This window comes from Flaviflexus sp., assembly GCF_052087705.1.
GTDB classification, from domain to species: Bacteria; Actinomycetota; Actinomycetes; order Actinomycetales; family Actinomycetaceae; genus Flaviflexus; species Flaviflexus ciconiae.
In genome coordinates this window covers 123,766-139,576 of the sequence record NZ_JBQCYC010000001.1, presented here as the reverse complement: position 1 = coordinate 139,576, position 15,811 = coordinate 123,766, and the positions used below count along the sequence as shown (strand labels likewise).

The window sequence follows — 15,811 nt, the reverse complement described above, 5'->3', positions numbered from 1 at the left end:
GGCTGCCGGCGGTTCCTTGTGAGAGACTTGGGAAGGTGAGCACAGACGAATTTAGGATCATGGTCGTCGGCGACGAGATTGTCGCCGGGCGCGGCGATGCCCGCGCCATGGGATGGACGGGACGCGTCTTCGCACGCACCGACTCCCCTATCCCCCTCACCTCCATGGTCCTACCCATCCCGGGAGAGGATTCGCAGCAGCTAGCCGCCCGCTGGGAGGGAGAGGTCGTACCGCGCCTATCCCCCGAGGCCGACAACCGACTGGTCGTCGGCATGGGTTCCCACGACATTGACCATGGAATCTCGCTTGTCCGGGCCCGGCTCAATCTGGCGAACATTCTGGATCAGGCAACGCGCCATCACATCTCAGCCTTTGTTGTTGGGCCGCCACCCCGCCCAGACGTCCCGGAAAAGCAGATGAGCGAACTGTCAAACGCATACCGCGATGTTGCCGACCGACGCGGAGTCACGTTCGTTGACACGTACCATCCGCTTGCGTCCCACGATCAGTGGCAGACAGACATGGCTCAGCCCGGCTCCTACACGCCCCAGCAGGCCGGCTACGGCTTGCTTGCCTGGCTCGTGTTGCACAACGGCTGGCATCACTGGCTGGGCCTCACCGCTTAGCCGCGTACAGGTACGCCTCCGGCAACAGGCCCTATGAGTCACGATTCCACCTTCGCGCTGGGATCCTTCCTTACCGGCTGTTTGGAATCATTGGGAGCTACAGGCCAAAAGCTGTCTCGCACTGATCCCGCACTCCTGGAACAGACACCGCTGAGGATTGGAAAAGGCGGCCGAGACTCTGCTCGACCGCCCTGAGTTCTGGTGCGGGCTTGTCTCAGTCCGCTTGGTTACCTACTTCGTTTCCAGCGACGACTGGTGCCCGGTCTCAGTTGCAAGGAAGATAAGAAAGATCCTTGAGAGCGTCCGCCATACGTGGGACTTGGCGACTTCGATATTGTTCTTGAGGAGCTCGACGAGGTTCATTTCGAGTCCACCTTCGAGGTGCTCGAACTCGGCCTTCCGACAGTCCCTGCCCGTATCGAGATCCCCTGCCGCCCATGCGGCCGATTCCTTACGGCACAGGTCCCTCATGGCCTCCAGGCCGTCGTAGTGGGGCTTGTCTGCAAGCAGGTTGCCATGATCGGCGAGGAACGCATCCCGGTCGTCTTCGAATGTGCGGCGGCGGGCGCCGCGGGAGTACACGTCGAGGCTCATGAGTGCGCCGTGCGCGAGGGATTCCTGTCCGATTTCCTGAAAGTGTTCCCGAACGAACTCGCCAAACTCGCCTTCGCGGACGGCCTTGATGAAGTCCTCATCACCGTTCCACATGTCCATCATGAGGCCCCAGACGCGGGCACGCTGCTGGGAAATACGCGAAATTCTCCCAGCGAACTCGGGAACAGGTGTCGACAACTTCTCTCCTTCACGCCCTAAAACCACGGTATGGATCGAGGGGCTTAGATTCGGCTTGGTATGCGCATGGCCGCACCCCGTAATCGGGGAACGGCCATGCACCACACTACTTATGCGTTTGGACGCTTACCGTGATTGGCTGCCTTCTTGCGGCGATCCTTGCGCTTACGACCACGACGTGACATGGTTCCTCCTCAGTTAAACAACATCAGACATTCTATCATGGCGGAGGTTTGCCCCCTATATGCGAATGCGGCAGACCACAGTGATATCAGCGACGTGTCAGCCCGGTGACCTTCGCCCGCAGGGATTCCGGGGCGGACTCGGTGCAGGAACGGCGGATAACTTCCCGCATGTGCTTTTCGGCTTCCGTCGCCTCGGTGCAATCGGGACAGGACTCGGCGTGGGCCTTCAGCCTGCCCATCTCGTCTTCTTCCATCTCCTTGTCGAGGAGCTCGAAAAGGTGGTCACGTACTTCTTCGCAGGTGCATTCGGGAATGTCGGCGCCCAGTTCACGGGCAACATCATCTACGTTCTTCATACCTTCTCCGTGGCGTATCCTCGGTCGGCAGCGTACTGAGCCAGGAGCTCCCTGAGCTGGGAGCGGCCCCGGTGGAGCCTGGACATGACTGTTCCGAGCGGGATCTCGAGGATCGCGGCGATTTCCTTGTAGGCAAATCCTTCGACGTCAGCCAGATACACCGCCATGCGGCGGTCCTCCGGGAGCGCCGCGAGCGCTTCCTTGATTTCTTCGTCCGGCAGGGCGCTCATGGCCTCGGTTTCAGCGCTCCGCATCCCCCGCGACTCATGGGTGGATGCTTCGAGCATCTGCCAGTCTTCCAGCTCGCCAGCGTCGTACTTCTGCGGCTCTCGCTGCTTTTTCCGGTAGGAGGAGATGAATGTGTTGTTGAGGATCCGATACATCCATGCTTTGAGGTTCGTCCCGGCTTTGAACTGGTGGAAGGAGCTGTACGCCTTCGCATACGTTTCCTGGACGAGGTCCTCGGCGTCAGCCGGATTCCTGGTAAGCCTCATCGCGGCACCGTACAGCTGATCGAGGAAGGGGATCGCGTCGCGCTCAAAACGCTCGCGCCTCTCCTCCTCGGTCTCTTCGCCCGGTGCCCGGGTAACGTCCTCTGTCATTCTCCCCATACTACCTTTATTGGTTCACTGGGGTGAACGGCAAAGAGTTTCTAAACATTCCCGTATTCGACACCGTCACGCCACGCGCGTAACTCCGCGCCGTCAATAAGCACACCCGTCAGGGGCCTACCGGGGGCCGGATAGGCCGGTGGATCAATGTTGATAGCCCTGGCGGGGGCAAGCATCGTGGCCCGTGCAAGCACTCGTGGATCCACCCCATAGTCGAGGAGCTTAATGACTTGCCTTGCGAGTGTGGAGGCGCCTCCCGCGATCGTGTCGGTGCCGGTGAGCTTCGCCGTGCCGTCAACCATGGTGACGGCTAGTCCGCCGAGAACGTAGTCGCCGTTCGGCATCGCCGCACATGCGAGAGCGTCGGTGACAAGGGCGGCACCCGGTTCGACCGGATCATCAAGATAGTTGAGACAGTCGGCTACTAGCTCGGTTGCCACATGCACGCCGTCGCCGATGATCTCGACCACGAGGTCACCGTATTTCGCTGCGTCCATGAGTTCCCGGACGGGGCCGGGGAACCGGTGGTTGAGGGGCGGCATAGCGTTAAACAGGTGGGTGGCTGTTTGGGCCGGGCGGAGCCCTCCCGCGATCTTCGAGGTAGCCGACACTGCCTCGGAGGTCTGCCGGGAGGACGCCGCCGTGTGGCCCCATGAGGGGACGGCACCGTGCTGAAGGAGAAGCTGTGCCGCTTCCACGGAACGCTCCCTCTCGGGAGCGATGGTCATTGTTTTAATCCAGCCGCGCCCGGCCTCGAGCCAGGTAGCCAGCTCGTCGAGGTTGATGTCGCGAATGGCGGCGGGGTTTTGGGCGCCCGCCTTCTCGTGGCTCACGTAGGGGCCTTCGAGATGAATGCCGATCAGGAGCCCGTCGTCGCAGGCATCGGCCAGTGCCTTGATTGCGGGTAGGGGGTCGAGTGCGGAGACAAGGGATGCGATGAGATGGGTGGTGCCCTCGTGGGCGTGGGTGCGGGCCGCACGTTCGATTGATTCGCGGTCGTTGTCGTCGGGGAACGACGCGCCACCACCGCCGTGACAGTGAATGTCGACAAAGCCGGGGAAGAAGTACGGGCCGCGGAGTTCTTCCGTCGGGGGTACAACATTTCGTACCACCCCGTCTTCGAGCGTGATGCTCGATCCGATGATGTGCCCCGCAGCATCAAGCACGGTGGCGTTAATCTTTTCCACGACACTACCCTTTCTCAATCCGGCCGGTCTATCTATTAGTCATTTGCTGGCCTGGTGGCCACTATCCTCGTGACCGGGTGGCCACTGTTCGGCTGGCCTTGCGGCCTCTGCCCCGCTGATAAGCCAGCGTCTCTGGTCCGCCTTCAAGCTATTCATTTGTCATGAATAGCTCTCTGTCCGCATCTTTGCGTTTCCCGTTCAGCTGTGGTGGTCTGTTTAGATTCGTTGACCTGTTTCGATTTGTTGGCCAGCTCAGGTCTTGCAGCCTGTTCTGACTTCGTGGCCGGTTGTGATCTTTGGTGTTTGGTATTTCGGGAGAGGCGGGCCGGCACGCACGGAGTGATCGTGTCGGCCCGCGGTCTCCTTAGAGCTGTTCGAGCGTACGGTAGTAGTCGAGCAGTTCGAGGCGGGAGGCGGCCGCCTCGTCGATGTAGACGGTGACATCAACGTGGTGCTGCAACACGGTGGCGGGCCAGAGTTGGCTGACCGCGCCTTCGATGAGTTGCTCGACTGCTTCCGCCTTATCGGTCCCGAAGGCCAGGAGCACGATCTTCTTTGCCGACATGATGGTGCCGAGCCCCTGGGTGACGCAGAAGGTCGGGACACGATCCATGTCGTTGTCGAAGAAGCGAGCGTTAGCCTCGCGGGTGGAGGCGGTCAGGACATCCACGTGGGTCCTGGAGGCGAGACCACCGCCCGGTTCGTTGAAGCCGATGTGGCCGTTGCGACCGAGTCCGAGAATCTGAATGTCAACGCCAGGGGCGATTGCCGCATCGTATTCCTTGGCGGCTGCCTTCGGGTCTTCGGCTCCACCGTCGGGCGTGTGGAGGTCTGCTTCGAAGAGGCCCACTCCCCCATCTTTAACAAGTTCGGTGTGGAGCACGTTGAAGTAGCGTTCGGGATGATCCGCGGGGATGCCAACGTATTCGTCGAGCGCCCACGCCGAGCTTCCCGCCATGGAGAAGTCACCCGCGGCGTGAGCTTCCCGCAGGGCCTTGTACAGCCCGAGGGGCGTTGAGCCCGTTGCGACGCCGAGCCTCATGCCGGGCGTATAACCGTCGATGATTTGCTGAGCTGCGATCTTCGACAGCTCCTCGGCGTTCTCGCGAATAATGATCCGCATGTACTACTCCTTGCCAGTTTCCAGTGCCTGGACAAACCAGGATGTGATCGATGTTGGGTGGGTGATTCCCGTGCCGACAACCACCGACCACGCACCGGCATCGAGCGCGGAGCGAGCCTGGTCGGGAGTGTGGACCCGGCCCTCACACAGTACCGGTCGATCGAACTGCTCGACCATCTGACGGAGCAATTCCAGGTCAGGTCCCGCTGTCTTTTCCCTCTCACCCGTGTACCCGGACAGGGTTGTGGAGAGAATGTCGGAGCCGGCCTCGTAGGCCATCTCGGCATCGCCAATCGAGCCGCAATCCGCCATGACCACAATGCCTTCATCGTGCAGGGCAGCAACGGTTTCCGCGTATGTCCTACCGTCGGGGCGGGGCCGGCGGGTGGCGTCGATGGCGACGATATCAGCCCCCGCCATTGAGCATGCACGGGCGTGGCGGAGGGTCGGGGTGATGTACACACCCTCGGAGCCCTCTTTCCACAGGCCGATAACGGGGACCGATACCTGGCCTTTGATGGCGGAAATGTCGGCAAGCCCCTGGCAGCGGATAGCGGCTGCGCCGCCGAGTTCGGCGGCCAAAGCGATCTGTGCCATGGTGCGCGGATCCCTCATCGGCTCGCCCGGATATGCCTGGACGGAGACGACCAGACGGTTATTCATTGATTCAAGCATTCTTGACCTTCGCGTAGGCTGCCGCACCAATCAGGGGAGCTTCGTCACCGAGCTCACCTTTCACCAGCGGTGTCTTGTTCACGGGGTCCATGATGGCGGCGGCGAAGCCACAGCGCAGAGCCTGCCACCATGGATCTACCGCTCGACTCACGGATCCCGTGACAACAATGATCCCAGGATCAAGGGCGTTCGTCAGCGAGCCGATGACTTCACCGAGGGCAAATCCGCCGTCATGCAGGACCTTGAGGGCCGGGCTCTTCCTATCGATGGCCTCCTGGTCCATTTCCGGACCGGACCGATGTTCGCCGGTTGCCCGCTCATAGGCCGCCGCCATGCCGCTGCCCGAGGCAATGGCCTCAATGTGGCCGAAGCGGCCGCACGAGCATTCAATGTTTGCGGCTACGCCGTGGCTGATGTGGCCAACGTGGCCAGCCACTCCGTGCTCACCGATCATGGGCTTGCCGTCCACGACGAAGGCCCCACCGATGCCGGTGCCTACCGCGACCGTGAGGGACGATGGGTAGCCTTTGGCAACCCCGTAGGTGGCCTCTCCCACGCCGTGGGCGTGCACGTCCCCGAGGACCGTAACGGGCACATCAAGGGCGGTGCCGAGCTCGGCGGCTATGTTGGTTCCCGCCCAGTTCGGGATGAGGTCGGTTGCCGAGGTGACGACACCGTCGACAATGACTCCGGCAGAGGCCACGGCGACATCCGTGACGCCGTCGTAGCTCTGCGCGAGCCGGATGATGGCCGGCATGATCTCGTCTTCACCGGGGCCGGGTGCCGTCTCAATAGACTGCATTTCAGTGACGGCTCCGCCGTCGACAAGCCCCGCGCGGATCTTTGTTCCGCCGATATCGATCGACAGAGTGCTCATGATGCTTGCAGTCCGTTCCGGTCGAGGATCTCCGCAACGGCATCGATCTCGGCCCCCGCGAGCCTGCGAACAGGCTCCGGCATCTGGTTCGTCTCGATAACACCGAGCAGATTCAGTGCCGTCTTGAATGCGCCCACGCCCGCGCCGTAGCCGAGGAGGTTCTGGGCTGCCCCAACGATGGTCATGAGGTCGGCGAGACGATCCTGTTCGGCGCGTACCGCGTTCCAGTCGCCCGCTTGGTAGGCATTCCACTGCCGCACATAGCCGGCCGGGTCGACGTTGCCGAGACCCGGGACAGAGCCGTCCGCACCGGACATGTACGCGCCGTCGACAACCACCTCGTGGCCGGTGAGCAGCGACATCTTGTTCGTGGCCTTGCGGTTTGCGAGCGTGAGGGCGCGGAAGGACACGTCGTCACCGGAGGAGTCCTTGACCCCTTGGATCACGCCGTCTTCGGCGAGGCGGAGAAGCAGTGCCGGGGGCAGCTTGACGCCGTTGACGCAGACCGGGATGTCGTACGCAAAGATCGGCAGGTCAGTTGCCCTGCGCAGCGCGCGGAAGTGCTCCTCGACCTGGTCGACGCCACCAAGCGCGTAGAACGGTGCGGTTGCGACGATCGCGTCGGCTCCGAGCTTCTCTGCTACGCGGACGTGCTGGAGGACGCGGGAGTACTGGGTGTCGATAACCCCCGCGAGGACCGGGACGCGGCCGGCGGTGATGCGGATAGCGGATTCGAGGATCTGCTCGCGTTCCGCATCGGCGGTGAAGGCTGCTTCACCCGAGGAGCCAAGAATGAACAGGCCGTGCACGCCCGCTTCGAGCATCCGGTTGATGTTGCGCTCCGAAGACGCCTCATCGTAGCGACGGTCCTCGGTGAGGGGTGTGATAACCGGAGGTACGACACCGGTGATGGGAGATGACATGTCACTTTCCTTAGGAAGCGGGGTGCAGCAGGGAGGGCGCTGCGCCGAGAAGGGTCTTGGTGTAGGAGTGTTGCGGGTTGGCGAGAACGTCGGAGGCTGGGCCTTCTTCGACGACCTTGCCGGCATTCATGACCGCAATGCGGTCGGAGATGTATCGGACGGTTTGGATGTCGTGCGAAATGAAGACCATGCCGAGGCCCAGCTCGGCCTTAAGGTCCGCCAGCAGGTTGAGGATCTGGGCACGGACGGAGACGTCGAGAGCCGACGTCGGTTCGTCCGCGATGATCGCATCGGGTTTGATGGCGAGGGCGCGGGCGATAGCGACGCGCTGACGCTGACCGCCGGACAGCTGGCCCGGAAGAGCATCCATGACGGAGTCGGGCAGGCCAACCATGGAGATCAGGTCACGGACCCTTGCCTCGCGATCTCCCTTCGTTCCGACCTTGTGGACGCGGAGCGGGTCAATGAGCTGTTCCTTGACGACCATGCGTGCGTTCAGTGCTGTGGCGGGGTCCTGGAAGACAACGGAGACGACGCGGCCAATCCTGCGGCGCTGGGCGGCGGACCGCTTCGTCACCTCCTCGCCCTTGAAGAACACACTTCCCGCGGAGGGCAGCTGGAGGCCGCACATGACGTTCGCCGTTGTGGACTTGCCACAGCCGGACTCGCCGACAATACCGAGGGTCTGGCCGGACACGACCGACATGTCAACACCTGCGACGGCGTGGACCTTGTTCGGGTTGAACAGGGAACCGGTGCGGGTCTTGAACGTGACGTGCACGTCCTTGAGCTCAATGATGGGGTTCTGCTCAGGCATTACTTTTCACCTTCTCCTAGCTCGTCCCTACGCTCGTCATCAGTGCCGTAGGCGGCAGGCCTCATGGCTTCCTCCGCGAGCATCGACTGGTCCTTTCCATCCTCGCGTTCGAGAACGGCAGTTGCGGCGGCCGCGTGCTTCGCGCCTTCCGGAAGTGCGGCGTAGTAGTGGTCCGTTCCGGGCACCTGGGTGCGGACCGGCTTGATGTCCAAGCCAACGTCCGGGTGGGAGGAACGGGGTGCGAAGCGGTCACCCGCGGGGAAGTCCTTCGGGGACGGAACCGTACCGGGCACCTGGTGGAGGCGGCCCTTGCCGGATTCGATCGAGAGGACGGAACCGAGGAGTCCGCGGGTGTACTCGTGGGTCGGGTTCGTGAGAAGCTCCGAAGTCGGGGCCTGCTCAACAACCTGGCCGGCGTACATGACCGTGATCGAGTGCGCCACCTCGGCAACGAGTGCCAGGTCATGCGACACAAACACCATGGCGAAGCCAAGATTGTTGCGAAGCTCGTTCAGCAACTCGATAACCTGCTTCTGGACGGTGACGTCCAGGGCAGTGGTCGGCTCGTCCGCAATGATGAGCTTCGGGTCGCGGGTCAGTGCCATGGCGATGAGGACGCGCTGGCGCTGGCCACCGGACAGCTCGTGGGGGTACGACTCGAGGGTGCGCTTCGGGTCGAGGCCCACAAGCTCGAGAAGTTCCTCCGCCGTGCGGGTGCCGCCGCGCTTCGTCATCTGCTTCATCTGAGCGGAGATCAGCATCGCCGGGTTGAGGGACGACAGGGCGTCCTGGTAGATCATGGCAAGCTCGTGGCCGAGCAGCGACTGACGTTCCTTCGCCGGCATGGCAAGCAGGTCGCGGCCCTGGTAGAGGATCTCGCCCGACAGCTGAGCCCGTTCATCTATCAGGCCCATGATCGTCAGCGCGGTGATCGACTTACCGCAGCCGGATTCGCCAACAAGACCCATGGTTTCGCCCGAGTGGACGGTGAAGGACACGTTGTCGACAACGGCGACGTCGCCGTGGCGCGGGAACCTGATCGACAGGTTCTTCACCTCGAGGAGCGGCTGACCTTCGGCCTTCTTGATGAAGCGGTCGGATCGGTCGGCCTCGACAGCATGGAGGGCATCCAGTCGGGCCTGGAGGGAATCCTTCTGCGCTTCGTGGGCTGCGACGGGGTCGATGAGGAGGCGGTCTGCTTCGCGCTCAACATCGGAGCGGGGCTTGTCCTGGATGGCGCCCTTGGGGGCGGCAACCATGGCATCGGTGATGCCCTCGGACAGGATGTTGAGGCAGAGGACCGTGATCATGATGGCGATGCCCGGGAAGAGGGCCTGCCACCACTCGCCACGGAGAACACCGGGCTGTGCGGCCGAGAGGACGTTACCCCACGTGGGAACCATTGTTTCCTGAAGCCCGGCACCAATGAAGGTAAGGGACGCTTCGAGGATGATCGCATCGGCAACGAGGACGGTTGCGAACACGAGGACCGGGGCCGCGGTGTTGCGGACGACGTGGCGGATCAGGATCCAAGGTGCACGTGCACCGGAAACGACAACCGCGTTGACGTAGTCCTCACCGTACGCGCTCATGACGTTCGCGCGAACGATACGGGTGAGCTGCGGGGTGTAAACGAAGGCAATGGCGGCAACGATGACGTAGGTCAGGCGCTCCGGGTGCGCCGGGTCCTGGAAGACAACGACGGTAACGGCGACGAGGGCGATGCCGGGGATGGACATGATGACGTCCATGACCCTCATGATGACCTCGGACAGCCACTTGCGGACAACGGCGGCAATCGAACCGACAATCGCACCGGCGAGCAGAGCTACCAGGGTGGAGAACAGGCCAACGAGAAGGGAGGCGCGGCCACCGTAGAGCAGGCGGGACAGGACGTCACGGCCCACGTGGTCGGTTCCGAAGAGATGCTCGGCACTCGGCGGCTGTGCCTTGTAGAAGACTTCTTCCGGCGGGTGCGGGGCCAGCAAGGGCGCAAATATCGCGCTCAGCGCAACGAGGATGAGGACAATGATCGCAATGCGCGATCCCCAGTTCATCCGGGAGAAGCCGCGCAGCTTGATGCCGGGCTTCGACAGCTTATTCGTCAGGTTTTTACGCATGGGTTACACCGCCCTAATCCGGGGATTGATGAGGACATAGAGGACGTCGACGACGATGTTCACGATGATGAAGGCAACGGCGACGACGAGGGTTGCACCCTGGACGACCATGACCCAGTTGTTCGTGATCCCGTCGATAAGAACGCGTCCCATGCCGTTGATCGAGAAGATAATTTCAATGACGACCGCGCCACCCATGAGGTAGCCGACTCGCAGGCCAAGAACCGTGACGGGCGTGATCAGCGCGTTGCGCAGGACGTTGCGGCCAACGACGACGGGCTTGGGGATGCCGGCACCGAGTGCGGTACGGACATAGTCGCGGTCCAGTTCCTCAACCATGGAGGTACGGACAACGCGGGTCATCTGACCAATGACGGGGACGGCGAGCGCAAGGGCCGGGAGCAGCATGCGCAGGACCCATCCGCCAGGGTCCTCGGAGAAGGCCGGCAGGGCACCGGATACGGGAAGGGTTCCCATGAAGATGAGGACCAGCATGATGGCAAGCCAGAAAGACGGGGTTGCGAGGCAGGCAACCGATACGACGCGGATGACCTGGTCAACCCATTTGTCGCGGTAGATGGCGGCGAGAACGCCGAGGGGGAACGCCACGATCACGGCGAGGAAAAGGCCGAAGAACGTGAGTCCAAGAGTGGTGGGGAGCGCGGCAAAGACTTTGTCGGAAACGAGGTTGCCGGTGCCGACGCCGTAGGTGCCGAGGTCGCCTTGAACCATACCGACGAGATAGTTCCAGTACTGGACGATCAGCGGGTCGTACAGTCCGTTCTCGATGCGGTAGTTTTCGAGCTGCTCGGGCGTTGCGTTTTCTCCGAAGGCCACATATGCGGGGTCGATCGGCGAGAGCGCCATGATGAAGAAGACGAGAAGCGTTACACCCAGCACCATGAGCGGGAGGGCTAGGAGTCTTCGTCCAATGAGCCGAATAAGGTTGTTCACAGCATTGTGCCTTTGCTTTTCTGGGCTTTCTGGAGGGCATGACAAAGGAGGGGCGAGTCAACCGGGGGTCGTCTCACCCCTCCTATGTCGATGGAGTATGCCGCGGAAAGTAGGTACCGCGACCGGATGCGTACTACTTGGTGGTCACGCCGACCAGCTCGATACCGGTCGTGGCAATGGGCTCGACTCCCTCAAGCTCATCGGCGTTGTAGGCCGTGATCATGGTGCGGTGGAACAGCGGGTAGATCGGGACCTCGCGGGAGATCAGATCCTGGGCTTCGTTCCACTTCTCCTGCTGCTCGTCGCCGGAAAGCTGGACCGCGTCAAGGACGAGGGTCTGCAGCTCTTCGAAGGACTCCATGTCGGACTCCTGCCAGAAGGAACGCTGCGTGGTCCAGATGTTGTCACCGAACCACCAGTTGATGAGGAGGGCCGGGTCCTGACCAAAGACCGACGGGTCACCGGGGGCAAGAGCAACGTCAAACGTCGGGTCATCAACGTCGAGGTTGTTCGAGTAGAGCGATGCAGACGCCTCGGCCTGGACGCTGACGGTAATGCCAACGGCCTCAAGGTCGGTACGGATCTGCGGGGAAAGGTTCTCGATCCAGGGGTGGTCGGTCGTCAGAAGCGTGATCGACAGATCCTCGGCTCCGGCTTCGGCAAGGAGCTCACGCGCCTTCTCCGGGTCGTAGTCGAACTGGACCTCAGCTTCGTTGTAGTTCGGGTGCGACTCGGGCAGGAAGGAAGTCGCGGGGACAGCCTTGCCCGACATGGCGTTCGCAACGAGCTTCTCGGTGTCAATCGCGTAGAAGAATGCCTGGCGGACCAGCGGGTCATCGAACGGAGCCTTGCTCGTGTTGAAGAGCATGAACGGCAAGTTGAAGCCGGGCTTCTCTTCGACGGTCAGGCCGGCGCTCTCGAGGAGCTCAACGTTCTCAGCGGGAACGTTCTCCATGACCTGGATGGTGCCGTCCTGTGCGGCGGTGGTGCGAGCGGTGTCGTCCTTGAGGACCGACCAAACCATGCGTTCGCCACCGGCCGGGTATGCGCCGTTGTAGTGCTCGTTCGGAACTGCGATGACCTCGGTGTCCGAGATCGTCTCGTACTTCCAGGGGCCCGAACCAATCGGCATTGAGGTCAGATCCTCATCCGTTGCATCGGCGGGAACGATCTTGACGACCGCGATACGCTCCTTGACGAGCGAGAACGGGTACTTGGTGGTGATGGTGACCGTCTGGTCATCCTTCGCCTCGACCGACTCGATGAAGTCCAGCATCGTGGCGTAAATGTTGCCCTCGGCGGTCGAACGCTCAAACGAGGTTACGACATCCTCGGACGTAATGTCGGTGCCGTCAGAGAACTTAGCACCATCGCGGAGAGTCACCTCGTACTCGGTGTCAGACACCTCGACGAGCTCCTCATCGGCCGCGAGGGCAGCATAGGTCGTGTAGTCCTCCATGTGGAACTCGTACAGGCCCTCGACAACATGCCAGTTGGTGCCCATCGCGAGTGCCGATGACGTGTTCGACGGGTGGTAGTTGGTGGTTTCGTAAGCCACGCCAACCGTGATGTCGCCCGAGGGGGCGCCGTCACCACCGGTGTCGCCACCGTTGTCGGACGTGTCGTTCGAACCGTTTGAATCTTCGGTGGGATCGTCGCTACCCCCGCCACCGCAGGCGGAAAGACCAAGCGCAAGCGCTGCGGTCAGGGCAACGAGGCTCTTGCCGCGTGCTCTTTTCATAACTGATTCCTCTCCGTTGAGAATTCGTCAGACGTCTGTTCAGCGATCTGATGACAATAAGGTACGTTGTCTGACAAGCTAATGCAAGCCATTTGGTTAATTTCCCGTGTCTCAATCGGGTAAATGGCCGAAATTACGTGCGAAAATCACCGCGAAGCAAGGTCGACCTTTCCGCGAATGCACAAGGAAGGGTGGATGTTTGACCGATCCTGCTCTACACTATCATCAGTTGTCTGTTGAATATATGGGAGGTGTCATGTTCGTTCGGTCTAGGGGTGACATACTCGCCCGGATCGAGGCCGGAGCATGCGGCAAGCGCCTCCTTATCCTCTGCCACGGAGTAACGGACAGCGCCGCCTCCCTCGATGAGCTGATCGACCGCTTCTCCCCCACCCACCGGATTGTCGCCTTCGACAGCCTCGGGCACGGACATTCCCCCTCCTTCACGGGAGAGACCCTGGCGGACCCGATCGAAGCGGCGCGGCTGGCGCTCGAACAATCGATCGCTCCCTTCATAGCAAAGTACGGCCGTGCAACTGCCGTTGGGCACTCGATGGGAGCCGCTCTCCTGTCCCGCGCGGCAGCCGATCATCCCGAGTGGTTTACCGGCCTAATCCTCGAGGACCCGGCTTGGCTCACCACCGAGCAAGCCGCCCGTTACCGAGCAAACGGACCGGCCGAGGCTAAGCGAATCGGCGACATGGTCGGCAGAGAACGAGAAACGATCGACACGATCAACGTGGACTATCCCCTCTGGCCCAGGACAGAACTGGCCGGCTGGCTCCAAGCCAAGCTCAACGTCGATCTCGACTTCGTCGCTACCGGCGCCGTTGGCTACACCGAACCATGGCAGACGTGGCTCGGGGACCTGACCGTCCCCACGCTCGTGCTGTCCTCGGATGGTGACGACACCCTCCTGAATAGAGACGGACTCCGTCTCATCGATTCTTTGGCCAATCCCGCGCTGACAACGATGTTCGTGCCGGGGCTACGCCACACCATGAGGCGGGACAACCCGGCCGCCTTCCACCAGGCGGTCGATCCCGTCATCGCCCGCTGGACCGAGGAGCATCCATGACCTTCATTCACCCCGAACTACGCCCGCCACTCGAAGCACCCTGGTCCCCAGAGTGGGACCTGGCGCTCACCCGCGCCAGGAACGAAAACACCTTCGCGGACCAAAACGTAGCCGTTTCGGGAACCGCTCTTCACGTGAGTCGTGCCGGAGAAATGGAGATAAGAGTCTGGCGGCCAACGGACAACCAGCCCACATTCCTTATCTACGCAATCCACGGCGGCGGATACACGGCGGGCCGGGCACGGTACGACGACCAGCGCAACGCAGAGATGGCACTCGAATTCAATGCGGTCGTCGTTTCCCCCGACTATCGGCTCGCACCCGAGCATCCCTTCCCCACACCGCCGGAGGACTGCCTGTCGGGCCTCACCTGGGCAATTCAGCAGTTCCCGGACCTTCCCATCTTCCTATACGGCGACTCGGCAGGATCGGGCCTGGTGGAAACGGTGGCCGCCTGGCACCTCGACAACGACGGGAGGGCCCTCGCCGGCCTCATCTGTCTAGAGCCAGCCCTCGACCCGCTTGCCGGCACCCGTTCCATGACAACCTACGCAAACGGGCCAATGTGGTCCCACGAGAAAGCGCTCCGCTCCTGGGAGTGCTACCTTGGCGGACAACACCATTCCGAACTACCCCGCCTCATCGACCGAGTCGAGAGCGAGAACTTCCCGCCAATTCTCGTATTCGTTAACCCCGTCGATCCCCTTAGAGACGAGGGAATCGAATGGGCGCTGGCGCTCGCTGACGTGGGGGCGAAGATCGAACTGCATCTCATGCAGGGCACCTACCACAGCGCCCTGTCGATCTCCGGGACCCGGACGTGGCGTCGAGTTCAAAACACAATCCACGACTTTATCGATATATTCCACTTATCAGACAACCGCGCCGCTGACCCTGCCGGCACAGAGAGCTAGACGAGGCACCAACACATGGTCAAAAGCATGTCTCCCAACGACAGATACGACAGAGCCGCGAAGCTCGCACACCTCATGCCCGAATCCCGGCGCGAAGGGACGCTGAGCCAGTCGAGCCGGGCCGAAGCGACGATGGATGTCATCGAGCAGTACATCATCTCCAAGGGGCTTAAACCGGGCGATCCCCTTCCCACCGAAGCCCGCCTGTGCGAAGACCTGGGCGTATCCCGCTCCTCGGTCCGCGAAGCACTCCGCCAGCTTCAGGCACTCGACATTGTCGCCGTCCACCAGGGCCGCGGCACCTTCGTGTCCGACATGAGCCTCCGGCCGCTCGTCAAATCCCTCGTTATCCGCGCTTCCCTGGGGACCGATAACTTCACCTCCCTCAAGGAAGTTGTGGAGATCCGCGAAGTCCTCGACGTGGGCCTGGCTCGCAAAATCGTGGAGTCCATGGAGGGTACCCGCCACGAGGAACTGCACAGCATCACCGACGTCATGATCGCAAAGGCCGAACGTGGAGAATCGTTCCCGGATGAGGACATCGCGTTCCACCGCGGACTCATGCAGTCCGTTGGTAACGCGCTTGTCGAGCAGCTCATGAGCGCCATGTGGATCATTCACATGGCGGTGCTCCCGGACCTGCCGGCAGGCGACCAGACCTCCATGATTGCCACAGCCCGCGCCCACCGCGACATGCTTCTAGCTTCCGAAGCAGGAGATGTTGAAGGCTACGAAGCCGCGGTTGATGCCCACTACGCACCACTGCTGCGCACCCTCGGAAATCTCCCCTCTCAGCAGAATTGACGTTTCCGGTTTAATTTTGGGCGGGTCT

The 15,811-nt window shown here is 62.0% G+C and carries 17 protein-coding genes; 4 read left to right on the top strand and 13 right to left on the bottom strand.

Annotated features, from left to right (window positions below; all coding sequences use genetic code 11):
- Nucleotides 1-35 precede the first annotated feature (35 nt).
- Nucleotides 36-626 (top strand): GDSL-type esterase/lipase family protein, encoded by a 591-nt coding sequence (locus ACTHUY_RS00675; RefSeq protein ID WP_323052602.1) that lies wholly within the window; start codon nt 36-38, stop codon nt 624-626.
- Nucleotides 627-857: 231 nt separating this feature from the next.
- Here ACTHUY_RS00675 and ACTHUY_RS00670 read toward each other — a convergent pair whose 3' ends face one another.
- From ACTHUY_RS00670 to ACTHUY_RS00610, 13 genes are all read right to left on the bottom strand, one after another.
- Nucleotides 858-1,418, bottom strand: a complete 561-nt coding sequence (locus ACTHUY_RS00670; protein ID WP_126703932.1) for a hypothetical protein — start codon at nt 1,416-1,418, stop codon at nt 858-860.
- Between the two features lie 110 nt (nt 1,419-1,528).
- A complete protein-coding gene (locus tag ACTHUY_RS00665) occupies nt 1,529-1,603 on the bottom strand; it encodes a 50S ribosomal protein bL37 (protein WP_407644345.1) in 75 nt (24 codons plus the stop codon).
- Between the two features lie 86 nt (nt 1,604-1,689).
- Nucleotides 1,690-1,959, bottom strand: coding sequence for a mycothiol system anti-sigma-R factor (rsrA, locus tag ACTHUY_RS00660; RefSeq protein ID WP_441654285.1), 270 nt, complete (start codon nt 1,957-1,959; stop codon nt 1,690-1,692).
- Entirely contained in the window at nt 1,956-2,561 is a 606-nt protein-coding gene (locus ACTHUY_RS00655) for a sigma-70 family RNA polymerase sigma factor (RefSeq protein WP_126703934.1), read from the bottom strand. Before ACTHUY_RS00655 ends, rsrA begins: the two co-directional genes overlap by 4 nt.
- A 50-nt stretch (nt 2,562-2,611) precedes the next feature.
- Nucleotides 2,612-3,757 carry an N-acetylglucosamine-6-phosphate deacetylase gene (locus ACTHUY_RS00650; protein ID WP_441654284.1) on the bottom strand — a complete coding sequence of 382 codons (1,146 nt, stop codon included), beginning with the start codon at nt 3,755-3,757 and terminating at the stop codon, nt 2,612-2,614.
- Between the two features lie 364 nt (nt 3,758-4,121).
- Nucleotides 4,122-4,880 (bottom strand): glucosamine-6-phosphate deaminase, encoded by a 759-nt coding sequence (locus ACTHUY_RS00645; protein WP_441654283.1) that lies wholly within the window; start codon nt 4,878-4,880, stop codon nt 4,122-4,124.
- Between the two features lie 3 nt (nt 4,881-4,883).
- Nucleotides 4,884-5,543, bottom strand: a complete 660-nt coding sequence (locus tag ACTHUY_RS00640) for an N-acetylmannosamine-6-phosphate 2-epimerase (protein ID WP_441654282.1) — start codon at nt 5,541-5,543, stop codon at nt 4,884-4,886.
- 4 nt (nt 5,544-5,547) lie between these two features.
- Entirely contained in the window at nt 5,548-6,432 is an 885-nt protein-coding gene (locus ACTHUY_RS00635) for an ROK family protein (protein ID WP_441677218.1), read from the bottom strand.
- On the bottom strand, nt 6,429-7,355 hold the full coding sequence (locus ACTHUY_RS00630) for a dihydrodipicolinate synthase family protein (RefSeq protein ID WP_441654280.1): 927 nt from the start codon (nt 7,353-7,355) through the stop codon (nt 6,429-6,431). Before ACTHUY_RS00630 ends, ACTHUY_RS00635 begins: the two co-directional genes overlap by 4 nt.
- 10 nt (nt 7,356-7,365) lie before the next feature.
- Entirely contained in the window at nt 7,366-8,172 is an 807-nt protein-coding gene (locus tag ACTHUY_RS00625) for an ABC transporter ATP-binding protein (protein ID WP_441654279.1), read from the bottom strand.
- On the bottom strand, nt 8,172-10,292 hold the full coding sequence (locus ACTHUY_RS00620; RefSeq protein ID WP_441654278.1) for a dipeptide/oligopeptide/nickel ABC transporter permease/ATP-binding protein: 2,121 nt from the start codon (nt 10,290-10,292) through the stop codon (nt 8,172-8,174). Before ACTHUY_RS00620 ends, ACTHUY_RS00625 begins: the two co-directional genes overlap by 1 nt.
- 3 nt (nt 10,293-10,295) lie before the next feature.
- Nucleotides 10,296-11,246 (bottom strand): ABC transporter permease, encoded by a 951-nt coding sequence (locus tag ACTHUY_RS00615; RefSeq protein ID WP_441654277.1) that lies wholly within the window; start codon nt 11,244-11,246, stop codon nt 10,296-10,298.
- 133 nt (nt 11,247-11,379) lie between these two features.
- Nucleotides 11,380-12,987, bottom strand: a complete 1,608-nt coding sequence (locus tag ACTHUY_RS00610) for an ABC transporter substrate-binding protein (protein WP_441654276.1) — start codon at nt 12,985-12,987, stop codon at nt 11,380-11,382.
- Between the two features lie 256 nt (nt 12,988-13,243).
- Here ACTHUY_RS00610 and ACTHUY_RS00605 point away from each other — a divergent pair, with 256 nt between their 5' ends.
- From ACTHUY_RS00605 to ACTHUY_RS00595, 3 genes are read left to right on the top strand one after another with little or no spacing between them, the layout of a single operon-like run.
- A complete protein-coding gene (locus tag ACTHUY_RS00605) occupies nt 13,244-14,065 on the top strand; it encodes an alpha/beta fold hydrolase (protein WP_441654275.1) in 822 nt (273 codons plus the stop codon).
- Nucleotides 14,062-14,979: an alpha/beta hydrolase fold domain-containing protein gene (locus ACTHUY_RS00600; protein ID WP_126703944.1), complete on the top strand. Its 918-nt coding sequence runs from the start codon at nt 14,062-14,064 to the stop codon at nt 14,977-14,979. Before ACTHUY_RS00605 ends, ACTHUY_RS00600 begins: the two co-directional genes overlap by 4 nt.
- Before the next feature lie 27 nt (nt 14,980-15,006).
- Nucleotides 15,007-15,783, top strand: a complete 777-nt coding sequence (locus ACTHUY_RS00595) for a FadR/GntR family transcriptional regulator (protein ID WP_441654274.1) — start codon at nt 15,007-15,009, stop codon at nt 15,781-15,783.
- The last annotated feature ends 28 nt before the right edge of the window (nt 15,784-15,811 follow it).

Excerpts from the sequence above, each read along its gene's own strand:
- rsrA (WP_441654285.1), bottom strand. The coding sequence starts at position 1,959 with ATGAAGAACGTAGATGATGTTGCCCGTGAACTGGGCGCCGACATTCCC.
- ACTHUY_RS00605 (WP_441654275.1), top strand. The coding sequence starts at position 13,244 with ATGTTCGTTCGGTCTAGGGGTGACATACTCGCCCGGATCGAGGCCGGA.
- ACTHUY_RS00610 (WP_441654276.1), bottom strand. The coding sequence starts at position 12,987 with ATGAAAAGAGCACGCGGCAAGAGCCTCGTTGCCCTGACCGCAGCGCTT.
- ACTHUY_RS00630 (WP_441654280.1), bottom strand. The coding sequence starts at position 7,355 with ATGTCATCTCCCATCACCGGTGTCGTACCTCCGGTTATCACACCCCTC.
- ACTHUY_RS00625 (WP_441654279.1), bottom strand. The coding sequence starts at position 8,172 with ATGCCTGAGCAGAACCCCATCATTGAGCTCAAGGACGTGCACGTCACG.
- ACTHUY_RS00635 (WP_441677218.1), bottom strand. The coding sequence starts at position 6,432 with ATGAGCACTCTGTCGATCGATATCGGCGGAACAAAGATCCGCGCGGGG.
- ACTHUY_RS00595 (WP_441654274.1), top strand. The coding sequence starts at position 15,007 with ATGTCTCCCAACGACAGATACGACAGAGCCGCGAAGCTCGCACACCTC.
- ACTHUY_RS00640 (WP_441654282.1), bottom strand. The coding sequence starts at position 5,543 with ATGAATAACCGTCTGGTCGTCTCCGTCCAGGCATATCCGGGCGAGCCG.
- ACTHUY_RS00655 (WP_126703934.1), bottom strand. The coding sequence starts at position 2,561 with ATGACAGAGGACGTTACCCGGGCACCGGGCGAAGAGACCGAGGAGGAG.
- ACTHUY_RS00645 (WP_441654283.1), bottom strand. The coding sequence starts at position 4,880 with ATGCGGATCATTATTCGCGAGAACGCCGAGGAGCTGTCGAAGATCGCA.
- ACTHUY_RS00600 (WP_126703944.1), top strand. The coding sequence starts at position 14,062 with ATGACCTTCATTCACCCCGAACTACGCCCGCCACTCGAAGCACCCTGG.
- ACTHUY_RS00620 (WP_441654278.1), bottom strand. The coding sequence starts at position 10,292 with ATGCGTAAAAACCTGACGAATAAGCTGTCGAAGCCCGGCATCAAGCTG.